This window comes from Vreelandella zhaodongensis (assembly GCF_013415115.1).
Taxonomy (GTDB): Bacteria; Pseudomonadota; Gammaproteobacteria; order Pseudomonadales; family Halomonadaceae; genus Vreelandella; species Vreelandella zhaodongensis.
On the sequence record NZ_JACCDD010000001.1, the window covers coordinates 116,663 to 130,124 of the forward strand.

Below are 13,462 nucleotides of genomic sequence, written 5' to 3' on the forward strand. Positions count from 1 at the left end.
AGGTCAAAGTGGTTAAGTTAATGTGTTGCTGAAACCCTATTGTTTTTTTAATGCTAAGGTGCTCTTCATGGAAAACGCCATGGTAGCGAATATCATCAATTCCTTTTTTGATGAAACCCCAGATGCCAGTGTGCCTAGAGAGCGCGTGGCGTTTGGTACTTCCGGTCATCGGGGCCGTGCAACGGAGCGTACCTTTAACGCCGCACACATTTTCGCGATTACTCAAGCTGTCGTGGACTATCGGGCTGAGGCGGGCTATCAAGGCCCTCTGTTTCTAGGCTTTGACACCCATGCACTTTCAAGGCCTGCCTGGGAGTGTGCGTTGAAGGTGTTGGCTGCTAATAAGGTGCCCGTATTTATCGAAAAAGACCATGGTATTACCGCCACACCACTGGTGAGCCGTGCGATTTTACAGCATAACGCGACGCATGGAGCCGCGTTGGCCGATGGTTTGATTATTACGCCATCCCATAATCCGCCCGAAGATGGCGGCATTAAGTATAACCCCTCTCATGGTGGGCCGGCTGACACAGAGGCAACAACGTGGATAGAGCTACGGGCGAATGCCTACTTACTGCGTCAGTTAAATGATATTTCACTGGTTCCACTAGAGCACGCGTTGGCTTATGCGCAGGAGTACGATTTTACCGCTCATTATGTGGCGCAGCTGGGCAGTGTGGTTGATATGGCGGCTATTCAGAAGGCCAATCTTACATTGGGTGTTGATCCTATGGGTGGTACGGCGCTGCCGGTATGGCTGGCAGTGGCTGAGCACTATGGCCTAAACCTTGAGGTAGTAAACACCTCGCTAGACGCTAATTTTGCATTTATGCCACCGGATCACGATGGCAAAATCCGAATGGATTGTTCCAGTGCCGATGCAATGATTAATTTGCTGACGATTAAAGACCGCTTTGATCTATCCTTTGGTAACGATCCTGATGCTGATCGCCATGGTATTGTAGATGCCAGCGGGTTAATGAATCCAAACCATTTTTTAGCGGTATGCGTGGACTATTTGATTGGCCACCGACCTGAGTGGATGGAAACGCTCAACATAGGTAAGACGCTGGTATCGTCCTCTATGATTGATCGTGTGGTCGCTTCCCACCAGCGTGAGCTGTATGAAGTGCCGGTTGGTTTTAAATGGTTTGTAGAAGGTTTGCACGACGGCTGGCTTGCCTTTGGCGGTGAAGAGAGTGCAGGGGCGAGTCTGTTAACCCGTGATGGTCAAGCGTGGTCGACCGATAAAGACGGCATTGTTCTTTGTCTGCTGGCGGCTGAAATTATGGCGGTCACCGGTAAATCGCCCAGTGAGTATTATCGTTCATTAACCGAGCGTTTCGGCGAGCCGTTTTACAAGCGCGTAGATACAGCCTGTACCACAGAGCAGAAAGCGGCTTTTAAAAAACTTAGTGCTGAGAGTGTGACGGAAACTAGCCTTGCCGGTGATCCAATCACCGCAGTGCTAGTTAATGCTCCTGGCAACGCTGCGGCCATCGGTGGTTTGAAAGTAACGACCGAAAATGGCTGGTTTGCCGCTCGCCCCAGTGGCACGGAATCACTCTATAAGGTCTACGCGGAGAGCTTCAAAGGCCTGCAGCACTTGGATGAGTTAATTGAAAGTGCCACCGCATTGCTAGCCGACGTGCTAAAGGAGTAAGTGTGGTGCATACGCTGGTTCCTAGCGTGGTTCGTTACACCGCGCTACGGTAGGTGAAAATATTTATTTTATCGGTTTTGTAGTGCGTGGTAAGCCTGCAGCGCACCCGCAACAGAAAGGACGTTAATGATGACCCAAGTGCGTAAAGCGATTATTCCGGTAGCCGGTTTCGGCACACGTCTGCTGCCCATCAGCAAAGCGATTCCCAAGGAAATGGTGCCCGTGGTGGATCGTCCGCTTATTCAGCATGTGGTGGAAGAAGCGCTAGCAGCGGGTATCAATGAAATCATTTTGGTGACCCGGGCGGGTAAGTCCGCCATTGAAGACCACTTCGATGCTCACTTTGAACTTGAGCATTCGCTGGCGAGTAAAGGGAAGGATGCGTTGCTAGAAACGCTGTCGTCCATTTCTCCCAAACAGCTTAAAGTCACCAGTGTCCGTCAGCCCAATGCAAAGGGGCTCGGTCATGCGGTTTTCTGCGCGGCACATCTGCTGGATAAAGACGAGCCGTTCGCGGTGATTCTCCCCGATGTATTGGTAAAGCCCCAAGTGGGTAGTAGCGCTTGTGATCTGGGGAGTATGGTGGAGCGTTGGAGTGCCAACGATGCGTCGCAAATTATGGTAGAAGCGGTACCCCAGGAAGAGGTTTATCGTTACGGTATAGTTGACTGTGATGAGCCCGCGGCTGGTGAAAGCGCCGATATGCGCGGTGTGGTTGAAAAGCCAAAGCCTAAAGATGCGCCTTCGCGACTTTCGGTGATTGGTCGCTATGTGTTGCCTTATCGCATTATGGAGTTGTTGCGCGATCAGCCACCTGGGGCGGGCAATGAGATCCAGTTAACGGATGCCATTGACCGCTTGATGCAGGAAGGCAAAACCGTTCAGGCGTTCCGTATGCATGGCCGTACCTTTGATTGTGGGCATATTGAAGGCTGGCTGAAAGCCAACACCACGCTTGCCCGTGAAGCGGGTTATGACGTGTAAAGTCAGTAGAGATTAGCACCTTTAAGAAGCCGCTCAGCTCACCCTGCAGCGGCTTTTTAGTTTGGTGGTTCCATCATGGCTGCGCCACTGTCCCGCGCAAAATTCGCTCATCGCGGGTGCCTCATTCGCTCGTTCCTCGCGAGATTCGTTACACCGCGCTACGGTAAGTGCGTCCAGAGGGTGGATTGTAGGTGGGTAGCGCCAGCGCACCCGCGAAGGCGGCCCGGATAGTGATGCAGAGTGCGAAGCGAAATTGGATGTTATGCCATGATGATAAGACAGCTTCATCAAGATAGGGGATGGTATGCAAGCGTTACTGGAGCAGGTGCTAGCAATTGCGTATGAAGCAGATGATGCAATCGCCGCTGTATACGCGCGTGGCTTTAGTGTTGAGTTAAAAGACGACAACAGCCCCGTGACTGAAGCTGATCAAGCGGCGCACGATGTCATTATGCGCGGTTTAAAAAAGCTTTCTTTGCAGTTGCCAATTCTTTCCGAAGAAGATGCTGATGGCTTTGTTGGCATCAATAGTGAAGGACGCTATTGGCTGGTAGATCCGCTGGATGGCACGAAGGAATTTATTAAGCGCAACGATGAGTTCACCGTCAATATTGCGCTGATCGAAAATGGTAAGCCTATCTTGGGGGTAGTGACAGCCCCAGTGCTAAACGTCGCGTATATAGCAGCTGAAGGGGTAGGTGCATTTAAAGTTGATGCTTCCGGCCACCGCTATCCACTTCATGTCGCGGGGAGACCTCCTTCGAGTGCCTGTTGGCGTGTGATGGGCAGTCGCTCACATTTCAGTCCTGACCTTGCGGCGTGGCTTGAAAGGTTGGGTAAGTATGAAATGCAGCCTATGGGGAGCTCGCTCAAACTCTGCTTAATCGCGGAAGGTAAAGCCGATGTATACCCGCGCCTTGGCCCTACCTGTTTATGGGACACCGGTGCGGCGCACGCTGTGCTTCTTCAAGCGGGTGGGCGTGTTGAAACCTTAGATGGCCAGCCGCTCTGCTATGCTAACCCCAGTGCAAAGCTCAACCCGGATTTTGTTGCGTGGGGCTCTTGATCACCGTAGGAAGTCGTAGGTGGTGAAGAAGATTGATTTTAGAGGCTTCGTAACGCGGTGTAAGCGTCAGCGCACCCGGGGTGGCGCCACAGATTGGTTTCCATCGTATAGCGATTGGCGCGTATACTTTGACCTGCGCTAGTTTCTTCATTTGGCTACAAGAGATTGTTTTATGGCACAGTTGCCTAGCTTTGTATTGCGTTCTTTGCCTATTATTACAGCGGCAACACCAGGTGCTTTTAGAATATTTGTTATTACGTTCTCACTGTTTTTTATTTCAAGCAGTGAGGCAGTGGCATTTACAACGCAGTATACGCTTGCCGCGTTTTTTGTAATGATTTGTGGTATCGGGTTTTCTACAATATTAGTCAAAGGGATGGCTGAGGACGATAGTGTCAGGGCATTTTTTAGTTATTCGTTATCCTCTCTAGCCGTTGGCGGAATTCTTTCTTTGATTGCTCTGTTTCTGGTATCATTTTTATTAATCGTACCTGATTTTTTCTCATTGTTGCTCTTGGTCGTAGTGACCTCCATTTATCAAATTTTTAGAAATTATTTAATTTTCAAAAAAGATTTTTTTAAACTGCTAGTTAATGATGTTTTGATTGGTTTTTTGTTTTTAATTTCTATTTTAGGGGCTTGCCTGCTTAAAAACGAGGTAAGCAGCTCGTCCGTTTTTCTTTTTTTGTCGTTTGCTTATATTGCATCAATTTTTATTGTGCTTGCTTGGCGAATTTTCCAGGGTGGCGAAGTAACTGATAATGGAAAAGTAACTCTGATACCTAAAGATAAAATGATATCGAGTTTGGTGGTTGGAATGTCTAACGCTGCCAGTGGCGGCGTTAGCTTTATCTTACCATCGTTTTTTGCTGCTTTAGGTGGTGGGCAAATTGCTATTGTTGCCTCGGTGGCTGCTCTCGTGTTTAGTTCAATAGCTGCGGTTCCAAGAGGTGTTATTAACAATAATATTGCTGCTTTGTCTAATATGGTATTGGGGAAGGTTTTTGATAAGGTTTATATGCTGACTCTGCGTCGAAAAGTGCGATTTATTATAATTTCTTTATTCCCGATGTTAACTTTTTTTATTTTTATTTATATGTATTTTTTTATTGAGGTTGATAGTTTTTTAATGTCTGCTTTGTTTGTGATTGCATTGGGTTTCTATATTGCGACAGCGCAGTTGGGAGTTGTCGAGTCTGTGATGATCAATTTATGTGGCTATGAGCGACAAGCGTTTTATTTTAACGTGGCTGTCTTCTTGGGAGTTATGGCAGTGTTTTTGCTGCCCAATATTCTGCCAGCCATGCAGAACGCACTTTTTATTATCTACCTACTGCCGGTGCTGCTAGGGGTAGTCAACATTTTTAGAATGTTTTGGTACCGGCAGTTGGTGGGACGGTATTTCGGGGTCGAAAAGAGTTTGGCTAGAAAATAACATCGACCACGATCATATCGGTATAGGTGCCTGCGGGTGGTGTGTTTTGTCCGGGTAGGATCTCGCCACGATAGGTGAAGCCTTGGCTTGTGACGCCGCTTGGCGTGCCGGGATTAGTGTCGGCGGCGGAGGAGGCGCGTCGCTCGCTGCCAGCATTGCCCCAGCGCTCGCTACCGGTCGGGCCTTTGTAAAGCTGGTACTCCAAGTAGTGACCATTATTCTCCATACGCCGGAGGCTTGCGGCAGGCTGCTGGCCATCACTCAACCCCACTGAGTAGTCGCTACCTTTTGTGCAGGTAATATCGATGGTTTGTGTCACTGGGTCGAAGCCAGCGACCAGCGGGGCACTTCCGAAGTCCAGGTCGGGAGCTTGAATGGCGCAGTCGGGAGTGACGGTCAGGTTGATGGTGATGGTGTTAGTGCCGGAGCCAGTACGATAGCTGAGACAGACAAGCGCGCCTAGATTGCAGATGCGCCAGTTCCAATTGACAGTCAAGGTGTCAGTGTACGTGCCGGCGGCCACATTGGCAGTGGGTTGGGTGCGAAACTCCATGGGAAGTTCGACGTTCTGGCCGCCAATCAGACCAAGTAAGTCGATGAGTACAGCGTTGAAATAGTTATAGGTCGTGTTGAGAAATATCTCCTCGTTCTCTGAGGCTAGGGCGAAAATACGGAAAGGGATAGCATCGCCACTTGCAGTATTGACCAGTTCTCCTTGGTTAGCGCTGGAGAGTGTGGCACGAATCCATTGGTCGGATACGACGGCTAGCCCAAGCACAGACCCCTGGCAGACAGCGCCTGCATGAGGCTGGGCTGAGGTGTCCTGGGGAGTGCTGGCGATAGCGAAGGAGCTAACGCTGCCAAAGTTGGCACTGGTGCTTGGACTGATTGTGCACGCCCAGGCGGTAGGCGTAATGATTAAGGTGGGTGTAATGACTAAGAGAGCTAGTAGCATCGCTTTAGCCAGCCAGCGGTGATAGCAGCGTCGTGTTGTGAGTGGCATTGGTTGGCGCTCCTCTATAAGCATGATTGAGGCCCTAGCTGCTGGATATCATCGATCTGGGTATCAATAGATAGACTTAGCACACACGCGCTACCATCTGGGAGTGTCACTTGTAGCTGGTTATTGCTCTGTAGGCCTTCGAGGTACGTCAGCCCATCCCAGCCCACTAGTGCAGTGGCACCGCTGCCAGTGACAACTCGGGAGCCTAACGGCAACGGTTCGCCTTGCCTGTCTAGGAGGGGCAGCGTGGCGGCAATAACACGTTCAACAGGGAAGCGGAGCAGATAACCGCTGCCAGCATTTACCGCTACACGTTGCTCTACTGTTGGCACATCAAGGTGGGCAGGCAGTACGAGAGGGTCGATCTCGTATTTGCCAGCGTAGTAGGCGCGGGCCCAGGGGACGAGCAGGTGGCCACTGCCACGGGTGTGGCCGACCAGCTGGTTTTCAAAGCGAACGGGTACATCGGCTTGGCCATCGGTGCTGACGACCACAAAACCATCGCGAATGTAGTTGGTGGCAAACCACTGGTTGTCCATGCGCACCAGGGAGCCTCTCGCATTTGCAAAGCGTACATCGTTGTTTCCGCTGCCGAAAATACCACCGCGTAACTCTGTTGAGGTGCCTCGCCAGGTAACGTCAGCTTGGCGGTAGTCGCTATCCGTCTCGCGCTGCTCGTAGGCTAGGTTCCATCCCCAGCCTCCCTGGAGTGGGGGGGTATGGGCGTATTGAACCCGGTTGGTGAGGTCGCCGTCGTTATCACGACGCACACTGGCGCTAAGTGTGCCAGGAGAACTGTTCAGCGGCACAGTGACCTGGGCCAGGGTGTTCCAGTCGCCACCTATTTCGCGGTTAGCGGACAGCGAAAGGTGCATGCGTTGCCATAGAGAGCGGTTATATGACAGGTTGACGAGCCGAGTTCGGCTGTCATCACCGGTCTTAATGTCGAAGTAACCACCGGCAAGCGAGCCCATCCGCCCAAGGCTGAGGCCGGTGGTGAGTTGAGAGACCTCTCGCTGTGTCCTATCGTTCGCAGCACGGTGCGTACTATTGGCGAGATCCATGAAGTCAGCCTGTTCAACCTGATGGCGTAATCCCACGTTGAAGCGCCGACTTCGATAACGATACCCGGCAGTGTAGGCCTCACCAGTCACTCCTTCGCTGTAGCTCTGTCGGTAGGCGGTTTCCAGTGTGCCTAGCCGCCATAACCCGAATGTGCCACCCGCACCTACCGCAGTGAGGTCATCGCTAGCTTCTGATTGCAGCTCCATGGTAAAGAGGTTACTGATGCCGCGCCGGTAGCTACCGGCGGCGGCGGCTCCGCCATAGGCAAAATCGCGCTGGCCGAAGTGGCGGCGTAAGGCGCCAGCACTGATGCTGAAGCTGGTTAAACCGGGCTGTAGCAGTTCGCTGGAAACGTAGAACGGAAGGTTGGTCGATACCTGCCGTCCTTGGCTATCTGTGGTGACTATCGTTGCGGTGCCCGCGCCGGTGACCATCGGCATGTTCGTGACGGTGAAGGGGCCAGGAGTTAGCTCCATGGAGGATTGCCGCGAACCATCAATAAATAGATCAAGGGTGGTAGGTACGGCGGCTTCGCCAGAAAATTCGGGGAGTGGATGAGTGACCAAGTCGGGGCGAAGGGCAAAGTTTCGTGACACTTGAATACCGCCAAGGCGCACCGCATTAGTCCAGCCCAGTGGTCGTGTGATCACGTCACCAGCGGCGTACTGGATCATCCGCTCTTGATCAGCATACTCCCAGCGGGTGTCGAAACGTCGATAACCTTCTTCAAGCCCGCTTTCGCCAGACATTATTTCTCGGTATATGCCGGAAGTGGTCAATGTACCAGCGTCACCGAATAGGCGTGCCTCGTGCCCCAAGCTTGCTACTGTGGCGCCGTGTTGTGTGTCGCTGATGTAGGCATCGTAGTTGAGCAACGCGCCTGAGCTGCTTTGTAGTGGGTAGGTGTTGCTGTGGGGCGCATTGGTGTGAAGCTGATGCGGTAGCCAGTCAGCTGGAACCTCGAGATAGAGCCGCTGGCTGGGGCTGTGATAGCGTGCTTCTAGCCCACTTAATCGGCTGATATTAATAATGTCATCTTGGTGATTAACGTGTTCACGGGGTAAGCCTAGCTCAAGAAGTACCTCGCGGCTGATAAGCAGCTCGCCATTTTGTTGGGTGACCTTCTCAACGCGTTGTGTCGAGCGTTGATTGATGATGATCTCTAAATGGAGCTCCCACGCGGCTTGTGCATCGCTGGCGCTTGGGGGCGGCGGCAATGCCTGACCCGCTGCTGGCATTGCGGTCAGCAGTAAAGCGCAGCTGCTTAAGGTGAAGCACATGTGAAGGTATCCGTAGGAGCGTATCGGCATATCGGCACCTACTTGGGCGAGATACGGTGATTGACGCCCGCAATTTTCGCATGCAGTTCTCCAGTCGGCCTAAGGCCTTGAGGTAGCGGCCAGCGTTGCCGTTGGCCAGGAAGCACGTAGCCCAGTAGCCCATTGGTCACTTCAGAGCGGTGTCCTGACTGTTCGAAAGCCACTCGGCTAAGGCGGACATGATGTTGGCCAGTATTGCGGATCTCTAGCTGTGAAGTTCCCCCTTGCTGAACGATTTTCCAAGTGAGTCCTGGGTAAGGTGCGTTGCTGCTGGCTATGCGTTCCGGCGGGGATGCTCCCTCGCCATAAACGAATAGCGGCAGCGAGTAACGCATCTGCAAACGTACGGCGGCTCGGGGTGCAGCTTGAGACTCGTGGTTAGGTGACAACGCCGGAATCTCGTCAACAATAATGCGGTAAGCCTGTTCTTGTCCGGGAGGTGGCGGAGTCTGACGAATCAAGCGTACTAGCTGCCGTTCGCCAGGAGCGATGGCCATCATCGGTGGGCTTCCAACGATTGCCTGCTGGGGTTGATAGTGGTCATCTCCTCCTTGTTGAGACCAGGAAAAGATGCGCAGCTGCATATTGGCTGTCTCGTTACCTCGATTTTCTAGCCAAAGCGCACTTGCTTGTTGATGACTCTCGATGACCGGATAAATCGGCCAAATCAACAGTGAGCTGGCTGCTACCGGAAAGGGCGCTAAAAGCATGCTCAGAAGCGTGATGATCCTAATAGGGTGACCAAAGCGCATTGCCAGCATGGGCTTTCTCCTTAAACCGGACGTGTCCTTGTCGCTGTCATCTTTTTAACGTCACCACTCCAGGGTTAGCACGAGCTCGTCGCGGTAGTTTCCGGCTGGTAGGTTGCCAGGCAGCGTTAAACTTCCCCAGACCGGCAGCGGAATGTCATCAGGAGTTGTGGTGGTGTCGATGGTAATGGGCTGGTCAATGTCAATAGGGTTGACCGATGCGGCATCCTGGTAAAGCTGGTAAGCCAGCGTCTCGCTGCCATCTTCCCGTTTCAGTTGTCGTTCAGTCGTCGGTTGAAGGCCGCCATCAATGCGCATGCTTAACGGAATTCCAGGTGTGCAGCTGAGCGTAAAAGACCCTGACGCTAGCAACGACGCGCTGCGTGTTTCCTGGGAGAGTGCCGACGCGGAACCAAACGCCAAGCTGCCAAGCGTGCCCAATTGGGCGCCGTCAGCAGGGATGCTGTTATTGACAAGGCAGCCCGGTGTGATGGTTGCCGACACCATAAAGGTGTCGGTGGGGGAAGCCTGTGCTAGCCCCGCAACCATCATCATCGGGCCGATGAGACGTAAACAGCGAGCCATTCGAGTCGTTACCAGGTCAGTTGAACTTGTAACGTATCTTCGTAAGTGCCTGCGGGCAGGTTGCCCGGGTCACCAAAGGCGCGTCCGTATAGATCGATTGACTGCGGGCCGTTGGTGAATTCGTCCAGCACGATGGTGCCGTTCAGGGCAAGTGTCTCCGTTCGAGCGGTATCCGTATACAGGGTGTAACCGACAAAGGCTGGCTCTGTCGTATCTTGCATTGCATGAATCGCGGGAGCGGCATCGCCATCATGCGCTCCATTCAGCAACGTAAAGGTGGGAGCCACGCCAGGTGAGCAGAGCACGGTGATGCCTCCAGCACCGGCTACCTGGGCATCTGCCTGATCGAAGAGGGCTGAGTGAGTGCCAAATGCCAACTCACCAAAGTCAACCGCAGTGCCATCTTCGCCGTCAATTGAACAGCCAGCTTCAAGCGTGATCGAAGCGTCTATCGTTCCGCTTAAGGACTGTGCTTGCACCAAGCTTGGTAGGAGGGCAAGAGAGGCAAGAGCAGCGCTTAAACCAGTGGCCCGAGAGTATCTAGAGAGAAGCATAATAAACTCCTTAGAGATTAGTTGCTTAGAGTTTTCATGTTTAGAAAGAGCATTCGCTTTAACAATCTCAATACTGGAATGCTCATTATTGTTTTTGAAAATGCTCTTTTCTGAAAATAGCATCAAATAAAAAAGTTGCTGGCAGCGCATTAGATAGCCATCAGGGCAAATAACTAAATGCTTAGATATCTTGAGAGGGGGCTGGAATGAGCTAACTAGGCATTCTGTCGCGTGGTTTTTATTGTTTTTCTTGTTATTTTTTGCTCATTTATCGTTTATTTATCGTTTATTTGGTTTTGTTGTTTGCACCATTAGAGGGCTATTTGGGTGCCACTTTAGTCTAGTTACCTTGCTTTTTTTGCCCATACCGAACCGGCATAGGGTATGCATATTTCCGTACTCACAGTTAAATACGTGAACGCTCTGGCCAGCAACTTGACGTTTCCAAACTGTAAGTGGTGTCTGTTTATGCCTTATGTTCACGATACGCTGATGCGTTTAGCAAAAAGTAGTCCTGCACAGTCAGAGTTTTATCAAGCCATTGAAGAAGTGCTTGAGTGTCTTCGCCCGCTGTTCGAACGCGCACCGCATTATCATCAGCACAGTATTATTGAACGTATTGTTGAGCCTGAACGTCAGGTGATGTTTCGGGTGAGCTGGGTGGATGATGCTGGGCGCGTGCAGGTGAACAAGGGGTATCGCGTGCAATTTAATTCAGCACTTGGCCCTTATAAGGGGGGCTTGCGTTTTCACCCCAGCGTGACGTCGGGCACCATTAAATTTTTAGGGTTTGAGCAGATTTTTAAAAATGCGCTAACCGGTCTGCCAATTGGCGGTGGCAAAGGGGGCTCTGATTTCGACCCTAAGGGTAAGTCAGATAACGAGATTATGCGTTTTTGCCAGTCGTTTATGACGGAGCTTTATCGTCATATTGGCCCGCTTTCTGATGTGCCTGCCGGGGATATTGGGGTAGGTGGCCGAGAAATTGGTTATCTGTTTGGTCAGTATAAGCGCTTAACGGGGCGCTACGAGGGAGTGCTGACAGGAAAAGGATTGAATTGGGGGGGCTCGCTTGGCCGCAAAGAGGCAACTGGTTATGGCGCGGTCTACTTTGCGCAGAATATGTTGGCGGCCAGGGGGGAAGAGCTGCGTGGTAAGACGTGCCTGGTTTCTGGGGCAGGGAACGTAGCGATCTACACCATTGAAAAACTGTATGAATTAGGTGCCACACCGGTTACCTGCAGTGACTCGAAGGGTACGATTCACGACCCGAGCGGTATCGATTTAGGACTGCTAAAGCAGTTAAAAGAAGTGCAGCGAGTGTCGTTGGAGAGCTATCTGCATGAGCACCCCGAGGCGCACTACATTTCGGCGCGTGACTACCCGCAGGATGGCCATGCGGTGTGGCGTATTAGCGGCGAGGCGGCGTTCCCTTGCGCTACTCAAAATGAGCTGACCGAGGCCGATGCGAAGTCGCTACTGGCTAACGGTGTTAGCTGTGTAAGTGAAGGCGCTAATATGCCTTCCACAAAAGAGGCAGTGGATATCTTTTTGGAAGCAAAAATTGCCTATGGGCCGGGTAAGGCGGCTAACGCGGGTGGGGTAGCGACAAGTCAATTGGAGATGGCTCAAAATAGCAGTATGGAACAGTGGCCATTGGAGAAGGTTGACGCTAAGCTTAAACAGATTATGTCGGATATTTATCGCCAGTGTGCGGATACGGCAAGTGAATTTGGCGAGCCGGATAACCTTGTGTTGGGAGCTAACATTGCCGGTTTCCGTAAGGTGGCCGATGCAATGATTGAGCAGGGCGTTATCTAGTCGCTTTTATCAGCTAAACCACATACACTGCTTTTAATACAGTCCTTTCCCTTTGGGGAAGGGCTGTTTTCATTGGTGCGTTATAAAAAACATCACAGTTGATTACTTTCCAAGGAGAGTAGAAATGGGGCAGCGTCCTCCTATTATGATTAATCGTCTTGATGCTGAACGTCTTCAGCGCTTGATTGATAATGCCGCTGATAAAGACATGATGGTGGCAGAGTTGCTCGAAGAGGAGTTGACCCGAGGGGAAGTGCTCGACCCTCAGGATATTCCTGACGATGTGGTAAGTATGAATAGTCAGATACGCTTCACTGATCTGACCCGTGGGCGTCAGATGATTCGAACGTTGGTGTATCCCCACGCGCTTGATAGCGTTGAGGATGGTATCTCCGTAATGGCACCCATTGGCGCGGCACTTATTGGCTTGAGGGTAGGCGATGTGATCGAGTGGCCGCTTCCCAATAATACGGAAGTGCGTCTACGCATTGATGCGATATTTTGGCAGCCCGAGCGGGAAAAGCAGTTCCACCGATAAGGCTGGGCGGCTCCGCCGCCGACGCGGGTGCCTCATTCGCTCGTTCCTCGTGAGATTCGTTACACCGCGCTACGGTGCGTTCAAGCGATTGATTTTAATGGTTTTGTAGCGCGTAGCAAGCCTGCGGCGCACCCGCGGGGAGGGCCGAGGGTATTAGCCCTCGCGCTTTTTCAGGCTGTCGACAGAGAGCTCGATACTCTGCGGGCGTTGCAGTACGTTAAGCAGCACAATGGCGCGCTCTTCACCTTTGCAGCGTTTGAATACCGCTTCGAGGTCTTTGAAAGGGCCGTCAGTAATCGTTACTTTTTCTCCGGCGCAGAAATAGCTGTGAATGCCTTCTTGGTGGTGCGGCTGTGCGCGTAAGGTCTCTACCAGTGCGTCGGGCACTGCCACAGGCGTGTTGCCGAAGGTGAGTAGGCGTAAGACACCACGGGTTGAGCGAATGGGCCGCCAGTTACTCACCGTTTGATCCAGGCGGATAAATAGATAGTAAGGAAACAGTGGCTCGGTCACCGTGGTGAGCTTGCCCTGACGCTTACGCTTGGCGTTAAGCACAGGGTGGAACACGTCATACCCTTGGTTGGTAAGGTGTTCGGCCGCACGAAACGATTCCCCCCCTTTGCATTGAATCACGTACCAGCAAGGGGTTACCTCCTCGTAGGGTTCATTCACCTCCATAG

At 52.0% G+C, this 13,462-nt stretch carries 12 protein-coding genes; 6 read left to right on the plus strand and 6 right to left on the minus strand.

Going from position 1 to position 13,462, the window contains the following annotated elements; translation table 11 throughout:
- Nucleotides 1-67: 67 nt before the first annotated feature.
- The 4 genes from pgm to HZS79_RS00505 all read left to right on the plus strand — a co-directional run bounded on the left by pgm (nucleotide 68) and on the right by HZS79_RS00505 (nucleotide 5,148).
- A complete protein-coding gene (gene pgm / locus HZS79_RS00490; RefSeq protein ID WP_246311381.1) occupies nucleotides 68-1,663 on the plus strand; it encodes a phosphoglucomutase (alpha-D-glucose-1,6-bisphosphate-dependent) in 1,596 nt (531 codons plus the stop codon).
- 129 nt (nucleotides 1,664-1,792) lie between these two features.
- The gene (locus HZS79_RS00495) at nucleotides 1,793-2,647 is read left to right on the plus strand and encodes a UTP--glucose-1-phosphate uridylyltransferase (protein ID WP_179926791.1); all 855 of its coding nucleotides are present in this window, start codon (nucleotides 1,793-1,795) and stop codon (nucleotides 2,645-2,647) included.
- Between the two features lie 304 nt (nucleotides 2,648-2,951).
- A complete protein-coding gene (gene cysQ / locus HZS79_RS00500) occupies nucleotides 2,952-3,713 on the plus strand; it encodes a 3'(2'),5'-bisphosphate nucleotidase CysQ (protein WP_162218259.1) in 762 nt (253 codons plus the stop codon).
- 172 nt (nucleotides 3,714-3,885) lie between these two features.
- The gene (locus tag HZS79_RS00505) at nucleotides 3,886-5,148 is read left to right on the plus strand and encodes a hypothetical protein (RefSeq protein ID WP_179926792.1); all 1,263 of its coding nucleotides are present in this window, start codon (nucleotides 3,886-3,888) and stop codon (nucleotides 5,146-5,148) included.
- Here the strand turns inward: HZS79_RS00505 and HZS79_RS00510 are convergent.
- The 5 genes from HZS79_RS00510 to HZS79_RS00530 are packed head-to-tail and all read right to left on the minus strand — an operon-like array spanning nucleotide 5,138 to nucleotide 10,423.
- On the minus strand, nucleotides 5,138-6,151 hold the full coding sequence (locus tag HZS79_RS00510) for a Csu type fimbrial protein (RefSeq protein WP_218927907.1): 1,014 nt from the start codon (nucleotides 6,149-6,151) through the stop codon (nucleotides 5,138-5,140). The two genes, HZS79_RS00505 and HZS79_RS00510, sit on opposite strands and share 11 nt — an antisense overlap.
- 14 nt (nucleotides 6,152-6,165) lie before the next feature.
- Nucleotides 6,166-8,526 carry a fimbria/pilus outer membrane usher protein gene (locus tag HZS79_RS00515; protein WP_179926793.1) on the minus strand — a complete coding sequence of 787 codons (2,361 nt, stop codon included), beginning with the start codon at nucleotides 8,524-8,526 and terminating at the stop codon, nucleotides 6,166-6,168.
- Between the two features lie 8 nt (nucleotides 8,527-8,534).
- Nucleotides 8,535-9,296, minus strand: a complete 762-nt coding sequence (locus HZS79_RS00520) for a fimbrial biogenesis chaperone (RefSeq protein ID WP_179926794.1) — start codon at nucleotides 9,294-9,296, stop codon at nucleotides 8,535-8,537.
- A 51-nt stretch (nucleotides 9,297-9,347) separates the two neighbouring features.
- Nucleotides 9,348-9,869 carry a Csu type fimbrial protein gene (locus HZS79_RS00525; protein WP_162218254.1) on the minus strand — a complete coding sequence of 174 codons (522 nt, stop codon included), beginning with the start codon at nucleotides 9,867-9,869 and terminating at the stop codon, nucleotides 9,348-9,350.
- An 8-nt stretch (nucleotides 9,870-9,877) separates the two neighbouring features.
- Nucleotides 9,878-10,423 carry a Csu type fimbrial protein gene (locus HZS79_RS00530; RefSeq protein WP_162218253.1) on the minus strand — a complete coding sequence of 182 codons (546 nt, stop codon included), beginning with the start codon at nucleotides 10,421-10,423 and terminating at the stop codon, nucleotides 9,878-9,880.
- A 468-nt stretch (nucleotides 10,424-10,891) separates the two neighbouring features.
- Here HZS79_RS00530 and gdhA point away from each other — a divergent pair, with 468 nt between their 5' ends.
- Nucleotides 10,892-12,244 carry an NADP-specific glutamate dehydrogenase gene (gdhA, locus tag HZS79_RS00535; protein ID WP_179926795.1) on the plus strand — a complete coding sequence of 451 codons (1,353 nt, stop codon included), beginning with the start codon at nucleotides 10,892-10,894 and terminating at the stop codon, nucleotides 12,242-12,244.
- Between the two features lie 124 nt (nucleotides 12,245-12,368).
- Nucleotides 12,369-12,782, plus strand: a complete 414-nt coding sequence (gene rnk, locus HZS79_RS00540; RefSeq protein ID WP_162218251.1) for a nucleoside diphosphate kinase regulator — start codon at nucleotides 12,369-12,371, stop codon at nucleotides 12,780-12,782.
- Between the two features lie 153 nt (nucleotides 12,783-12,935).
- Here the strand turns inward: rnk and rfaH are convergent, their stop codons facing one another.
- Entirely contained in the window at nucleotides 12,936-13,460 is a 525-nt protein-coding gene (gene rfaH, locus HZS79_RS00545) for a transcription/translation regulatory transformer protein RfaH (protein WP_162218250.1), read from the minus strand.
- Nucleotides 13,461-13,462 lie beyond the last annotated feature (2 nt).

Bases quoted from the DNA above. Each gene is read 5' to 3' on its own strand.
- HZS79_RS00525 (WP_162218254.1), bottom strand. From the start codon at position 9,869: ATGGCTCGCTGTTTACGTCTCATCGGCCCGATGATGATGGTTGCGGGG.
- pgm (WP_246311381.1), top strand. From the start codon at position 68: ATGGAAAACGCCATGGTAGCGAATATCATCAATTCCTTTTTTGATGAA.
- rnk (WP_162218251.1), top strand. From the start codon at position 12,369: ATGGGGCAGCGTCCTCCTATTATGATTAATCGTCTTGATGCTGAACGT.
- HZS79_RS00530 (WP_162218253.1), bottom strand. From the start codon at position 10,423: ATGCTTCTCTCTAGATACTCTCGGGCCACTGGTTTAAGCGCTGCTCTT.
- HZS79_RS00520 (WP_179926794.1), bottom strand. From the start codon at position 9,296: ATGCTGGCAATGCGCTTTGGTCACCCTATTAGGATCATCACGCTTCTG.
- HZS79_RS00495 (WP_179926791.1), top strand. From the start codon at position 1,793: ATGACCCAAGTGCGTAAAGCGATTATTCCGGTAGCCGGTTTCGGCACA.
- rfaH (WP_162218250.1), bottom strand. From the start codon at position 13,460: ATGGAGGTGAATGAACCCTACGAGGAGGTAACCCCTTGCTGGTACGTG.
- cysQ (WP_162218259.1), top strand. From the start codon at position 2,952: ATGCAAGCGTTACTGGAGCAGGTGCTAGCAATTGCGTATGAAGCAGAT.
- HZS79_RS00510 (WP_218927907.1), bottom strand. From the start codon at position 6,151: ATGCCACTCACAACACGACGCTGCTATCACCGCTGGCTGGCTAAAGCG.
- HZS79_RS00515 (WP_179926793.1), bottom strand. From the start codon at position 8,526: ATGCCGATACGCTCCTACGGATACCTTCACATGTGCTTCACCTTAAGC.
- HZS79_RS00505 (WP_179926792.1), top strand. From the start codon at position 3,886: ATGGCACAGTTGCCTAGCTTTGTATTGCGTTCTTTGCCTATTATTACA.
- gdhA (WP_179926795.1), top strand. From the start codon at position 10,892: ATGCCTTATGTTCACGATACGCTGATGCGTTTAGCAAAAAGTAGTCCT.